The sequence below is a fragment of the Pseudopontixanthobacter vadosimaris genome (assembly GCF_012979275.1).
Taxonomy (GTDB): domain Bacteria; phylum Pseudomonadota; class Alphaproteobacteria; order Sphingomonadales; family Sphingomonadaceae; genus Pseudopontixanthobacter; species Pseudopontixanthobacter vadosimaris.
This window is the reverse complement of record NZ_JABASZ010000031.1, coordinates 1-5270: the sequence shown is the minus strand read 5'-3', so window position 1 is coordinate 5270 and position 5270 is coordinate 1. Positions and strand designations below refer to the sequence as shown.

7 protein-coding genes and 1 pseudogene are annotated in these 5270 nt (G+C 58.6%); 6 read left to right on the top strand and 2 right to left on the bottom strand.

The features are described 5' to 3' along the window. The first annotated feature begins 371 nt into the window (after nt 1-371). The 3 genes from HG250_RS06810 to HG250_RS06800 are packed head-to-tail and all read left to right on the top strand — an operon-like array spanning nt 372 to nt 3522. Nucleotides 372-2264: a pilus assembly protein TadG-related protein gene (locus HG250_RS06810; RefSeq protein ID WP_240956964.1), complete on the top strand. Its 1893-nt coding sequence runs from the start codon at nt 372-374 to the stop codon at nt 2262-2264. Continuing rightward, a complete protein-coding gene (locus tag HG250_RS06805) occupies nt 2261-2845 on the top strand; it encodes a TadE/TadG family type IV pilus assembly protein (RefSeq protein ID WP_338103876.1) in 585 nt (194 codons plus the stop codon). The genes HG250_RS06810 and HG250_RS06805 overlap by 4 nt, the downstream gene beginning before the upstream one ends. After that, nucleotides 2842-3522, top strand: a complete 681-nt coding sequence (locus HG250_RS06800; protein WP_170004054.1) for a TadE/TadG family type IV pilus assembly protein — start codon at nt 2842-2844, stop codon at nt 3520-3522. The genes HG250_RS06805 and HG250_RS06800 overlap by 4 nt, the downstream gene beginning before the upstream one ends. A gap of 213 nt (nt 3523-3735) precedes the next feature. Here the strand turns inward: HG250_RS06800 and HG250_RS06795 are convergent, their stop codons facing one another. Then, a complete protein-coding gene (locus HG250_RS06795) occupies nt 3736-3930 on the bottom strand; it encodes a hypothetical protein (protein ID WP_170004052.1) in 195 nt (64 codons plus the stop codon). A gap of 245 nt (nt 3931-4175) precedes the next feature. On the opposite strand from HG250_RS06795, the gene HG250_RS06790 reads away from it, so the two are divergent. Genes HG250_RS06790 through HG250_RS06780 form a run of 3 tightly spaced genes read left to right on the top strand, consistent with a single transcriptional unit; the run spans nt 4176 to nt 5085 of the window. After that, nucleotides 4176-4418: a hypothetical protein gene (locus tag HG250_RS06790; RefSeq protein ID WP_170004050.1), complete on the top strand. Its 243-nt coding sequence runs from the start codon at nt 4176-4178 to the stop codon at nt 4416-4418. Beyond that, nucleotides 4418-4663 (top strand): hypothetical protein, encoded by a 246-nt coding sequence (locus tag HG250_RS06785; protein ID WP_170004048.1) that lies wholly within the window; start codon nt 4418-4420, stop codon nt 4661-4663. The genes HG250_RS06790 and HG250_RS06785 overlap by 1 nt, the downstream gene beginning before the upstream one ends. Continuing rightward, nucleotides 4654-5085: a DUF11 domain-containing protein gene (locus HG250_RS06780; protein ID WP_170004046.1), complete on the top strand. Its 432-nt coding sequence runs from the start codon at nt 4654-4656 to the stop codon at nt 5083-5085. Before HG250_RS06785 ends, HG250_RS06780 begins: the two co-directional genes overlap by 10 nt. Here HG250_RS06780 and HG250_RS06775 read toward each other — a convergent pair. Further along, nucleotides 5047-5270: pseudogene (locus HG250_RS06775) on the bottom strand (IS5 family transposase); the annotation flags it as partial. The gene HG250_RS06780 and the pseudogene HG250_RS06775 sit on opposite strands and share 39 nt — an antisense overlap.

The window sequence follows — 5270 nt, the reverse complement described above, 5'->3', positions numbered from 1 at the left end:
TAGCAGTGGGCCGATCAAAGCCCACTCGTCACCCGACACACCAACCCGCTCACCCAATGCTGCCTCCAAAAGGTAGCCTTGAATCAGCGGTCGAGTCTCAGGTCAAGCTTTGTCCACGAAGCCTAGGTACCACACGATTCCGCTGCTGCGGCATTCGGCGCCGTCGGCTGGCATAAATGGGTCAAGGTTGCGTGAGGACAATTTGCTGTACTGCCGGCGAGTTCGAGGCACGCGGAACGGTATAACACTTTCTTAGGTAACCCCGCCTAAGTTCGAAGCTTCGTTCATCAACTTCGGAGACGGCCATGCTCGTCGCCAGGCAATTCTCGTGTGCAGTCAGGAAAGCCGCACGGGATTCCTCGGGCAATATAATGCCCATGTCAGCTATCGCGCTCATTGCCCTCGCCGGAATGATCGGCGGTGGGGTGGACATGTCGCGTGCGTATATGGTGAAGAATCGCCTGCAGAACGCGTGCGATGCCGGCGTCCTGGCCGGTCGCCGGGCGGTCAGCGACGAAGGCTTTGACGAAGAGGCCGAAGCGCAGGCAAACGCTTACTTCGGAACCAACTTCGACGAAAGCGACCAAGACGCTGAAGGCACGTCATTCGTGCCCACGACAACCGAAAACGGCAACCGCGTAGACGGCACCGCCAGCACTACACTTAAGACCGTAGTGATGAGCCTGTTCGGGTATCAAGAGATGCCGATCTCGGTCAGTTGCTCGGCGTCAATGTCAATCGGCAACAGCGACGTGATGATGGTCCTCGACACCACCGGTTCGATGAACTTCTCCCTGGACGGCTCACAGACACGGCTGGAGGCGTTGCAGGACGCCATGAAGGCGTTCTTCGACACCGTCGATGCTGCTAGCCAAGGTACCAATGCCCGCATACGGTACGGCTTCGTACCCTACAGTTCGTCGGTGAATGTCGGGCAATTGCTCTACGACCTCAATCCGAGCTACCTCGTTGACAGCATGTGGATCCAGTCGCGTGAGCCGGTGACCAAGAATGTCGACGTACAGGTCGCGGACGGCTGGGAGGATCCAGTGTACAGCACAGGAACAGGGACGGGAAACTACACAGGTGAAAGCTGGATAGACCTCAAAGGTTCCTACAGGACAAGCAGGGACTGCGACGATGGAACTTCCGACAACTCGAACTGGGTGAGTAACGGGCAGACCTACCAGACCTCCAAGGAGGAAATAAACGGACAGGGTCAGAAGGTAGTGACCACCACTACGGTCTATCCGATAAAGCGAACCGAGTATCAGTGCATCGAGAAATCAAGGAGGAACTTCTGGGCTCAAAAGCGAACTGCGACTCTGGATTACTATTATCACGAGTATGCTATAAGTGATCCCAAGTACAAGACGGTGACTACGACCGCATTTGGTCACTGGCGATACGCGAACCTGCAGTTTGACACAAGCGCCTTCAAGGCATTTTCCAGCGCGTCTACGCCGACTGGGACCGACGGGGCTCTGGAAGCGTGGACCTGGAAAGGCTGCATAGAAGAGCGTAGATCGACGCCGGCGGCTTCGTTCAGCTTTAACACCTTGTTGGGCATGTCGCCGTCAGGCGCGCACGACCTCGATATCGATGCGCCGCCCGATGGGAGCGATGATACCGCTTGGCGCCCCATGTGGCGCGGAATCTCATATTACCGTACGGTCAAATCAGGTGGAAGAACCTATCTTACCAACGCCGCCGAGACGCAAACTGGCGTGAAGACAAACACCTATTGCCCCCTGGCGGCGCGGCTGCTCGAGGAAATGGACGAAGGCGAGTTCGATGCATACGCGGACTCCTTGACTCCTGACGGTGCAACCTATCACGACATCGGAATGATCTGGGGCGCGCGATTGGCTTCGCCCACAGGCATCTTTGAGGACAACGTGATGGAAGCTCCTGCTAACGGAGGCGCGGTCGCACGGCACATCATCTTCATGACCGATGGCGAAATGGCTCCCAATTACGACATCCAGAGCAGCTACGGCATCGAGTGGCACGATCGCCGTGTGACGGAAAACGGATACTCCGATCAGAAGGCGCGGCACAACTCCCGCTTCCTGGCGGTCTGCGCCGCAGCGAAGGCAAAGGGTATCCGAGTTTGGGTGATCGCATTCGCCTCCGATCTGACCAGCCAGTTGACGCAGTGCGCCTCGACCGACAGCTCCTTCACCGCCAAGAATGCGACCCAGCTCAATGCGGCGTTCCAGGAAATTGCCAAGAATGTCGGTGAGCTGAGGGTGGTGCAGTGATCGCTGTTCGCGCTTTTCTTCGTGACGATCGCGGCACCACGGTCCTGGAATTCGGCCTGACTGTGACCATTTTCATGACTCTGCTTCTCGGCTTGTTCGACATTGGCCAGATGGCTTACACCAAGTCGATACTCACCGGCGCAGCGCAGGAAGCGGCGCGCGCATCTTCACTCGAGACCGGCGATACAGCCGAGGCCGACGCGAAGATTACCGAAATCGTGCGTACGGTAGCGCCGGGTGCCAATGTGACGGCCAGCCGTGTAAGCTACTTCGATTTCAACGATATCGGACGTCCCGAAGCGTGGAACGATGAGGATGCGGACGGGACATGCGATGACGGTGAGACTTATACCGATGAGAACGGCAATGGGCAGTGGGATGACGACGTCGGAACCTCGGGTAACGGAGGAGCTAGCGACGTCGTCATTTATGAAGTCGATGTCAGCTATGACCCTTTGTTCCCCAATCCATTCCTACCCGGTGGGTCGAGCGAGCGGATGTTAACCGCGAGCGCGGTAAAGAAGAATCAGCCTTTCGCCGACCAGGACAAATATGGCTCATCGGCGGGGAGTTGCGAATGATCGCTAAGATACTCGATCCCTTGCGCACGGCTGGAGCTCTGCTAAGCGTGATCAGGCGGGATATCAGGGGCGTTTCGCTCGTCGAGTTCGCCCTTGTCCTTCCGGTTCTTCTCACACTTGGACTTTTCGGTGCCGACATCGCGCGCATGGTCACAGTAAAATTGCGCGTAAGTCAGATCGCTCTCTCTCTCGCCGACAATGCATCCCGCCTCGGCCAAACCGACAACAGCGGTATCACTCCGACGATCACCGAGGCAAACGTGGACGCAATCGTCAACGGCGCACTTCGCGAAGGCGAAGGCATTCAGCTTGAGCAGAATGGTCGGATCATCCTGTCGAGCCTCGAATATGACGATGTCACGGGCAAACAGTTCATACATTGGCAGCGTTGTCGCGGTGAAGCGGTGACGGAATCCCGGTATGGGAACGATAGCAACAACAATGGCCTGAACGGATCTGCCATAACTGGTCTGGGCTCGAGTGACACGAAAATCACAGCGAAGAGTGGGCAAGCAGTGATGTTCGTTGAAATCGAGTACAACTACGATCCACTCTTCGAAAATCCCTTCGGAACCGGCGGCAAGACCATGCGCCAGGAGGCCGCTTTTCTGACACGTGACGATCGCAACCTTGCGCCCGGTCTTACCGGCGGTACGTCCAACTCATCTTGCGGCTAGTGGCCTTTTCCCCCAGGAGTTGGGGCTTCCGGCAATGTCGGAACGGTTCACCGGTTAGAAGCAAAGCTCAATTCGACAGGGAGTGAAGCACCCGTCCGAGGACGAGCACGCTCACTCTTCGCGGACACTGACGACGGCTCATTGCGCAATGTACTGCACCACCGCCGGGTGTAGGCGCATCTTGAATTCGATGCCGGCCTCTAGACTCTTCTTTCACAGAACGGTGGCTTCGAAGGTCGAGAAATCTGCAAGCTTAAGCCGCAGCCCGCTGTCGTGCAGGTCCGGCGACAGACTTTGTCCAGCGGCGGGCACTTTATCGATTGCGATCGATCGACGAGGAGTGCCGAAATCGCCATTTCGCGACACGTGACCGGCCAGAGCGGCAGCTTGGCGGTCGCTGACTTTCATGCAGAGGTCCCCAATCGGGCAGCACTCCAGACCGCCGCGACGACCGCCGTGCCGTCACTTCCCGAAGCCAATGCATGACCGGCAGGCCCCGATGAGGAAATCTCCGCCGAATTTCCGGCTCGGCGCGGGCCGGCTACCGATCGTTCGGCGGCGGGCGCCGAAACCGACTGGCTTGCCCAGGGCGACGGACCCCATTGCATTCCTGTTCCCCCGCCCCCCCCGACCACAATTCCCGCACCCCCGCCTTGCGCGTCGTCATCCGCCATCGCCTCGAGCAGAACGTCGATCTGTTTGCAAACGGCAAACCTGTCGATCCGCTTGCCTTCGACGGAGTCTCGCGGTCGCCGGACGGCCAGTTTGCCATTCCGACGTGGCGCGGAATCCCATCCGATCCCGAGACCACGCGACTGACGGCCGTCTTGCGCAACTCCAACGGTTCGGTAGCTGAGCTGTTGGAGCGCAGCGTCATGTTCACTTCGGCTCCGTGATGCGCCGCAATTATTCTCCGACAGTCGCATGTGAGCGCCGTCCTATCGTCGGCGTCCGCTTTACGGTCCGCCGCGGCAGCACAGCTAAAGGGGGAAGGCAGCGCTTCGGCAACTGGACGACCGAGGGGGACAACGGCGTCGCGCTGATAGAACTCGCTCCGACGATGGTCAGCGGTCCATTGCGGTTGGCGTTTGCGTTCGCCGACGACGAAATAAGCCTCCAGCAGGAACTCAAATGTGGATGATTCTCGGCGACATGGCCACGAATCCGCTCGACGCGTTCGCGCGCAAGAGTTCGGCGGGTACCTGGCGGCTCAGAATCTGCGACCTTTATCCCGCCGCCGACAACGGCAACTTCAAATATACCGAGATCAGGCTGAAATCCGCGCCCGCCGTGTTGGCCGATCTCTCGCTCGGGAAGACCGTGATTGGAAGCGTGGCCGCGAGCGGTGGTACCGTGACTTGGCGGCTTTCCCTCACCAATGCGTCCTCTTCCAGCTCGAGCACCACAGGCGTGACTGTAAGAAATTGTTTATCGGCCGGCTGCACGTTCGTATCCGCCTCGGGCAATGTTCGTCCTCAAATTTCGCGCGCTGGTTCTCTGAAGCAGCTTGTGACGGGCCGTTTCCTAGGTTTCGTGGACAAAGGGTATCCAGAGTTTGATTGAAGCGAGGGCGACGAAGCCAAGGTAGGATTCTTTGGTTTTGTCGTAGCGAGTGGCGACCCGGCGCCAGTTCTTCAGCTTGTTGAACAGCCGCTCGACTAGGTTGCGCCAGCGGTATTTCTCCCGGTCGTGCGGGGCTGGGTTGCGGCGGTTGCTCCTAGCCGGGATCACCGCCTCGACGCCGGCAG

What these genes read in the sequence shown, in the direction of transcription:
- HG250_RS06810 (WP_240956964.1), top strand. Translation starts at nt 372, where the DNA reads ATGCCCATGTCAGCTATCGCGCTCATTGCCCTCGCCGGAATGATCGGC.
- HG250_RS06800 (WP_170004054.1), top strand. Translation starts at nt 2,842, where the DNA reads ATGATCGCTAAGATACTCGATCCCTTGCGCACGGCTGGAGCTCTGCTA.
- HG250_RS06795 (WP_170004052.1), bottom strand. Translation starts at nt 3,930, where the DNA reads ATGAAAGTCAGCGACCGCCAAGCTGCCGCTCTGGCCGGTCACGTGTCG.
- HG250_RS06785 (WP_170004048.1), top strand. Translation starts at nt 4,418, where the DNA reads ATGCGCCGCAATTATTCTCCGACAGTCGCATGTGAGCGCCGTCCTATC.
- HG250_RS06780 (WP_170004046.1), top strand. Translation starts at nt 4,654, where the DNA reads ATGTGGATGATTCTCGGCGACATGGCCACGAATCCGCTCGACGCGTTC.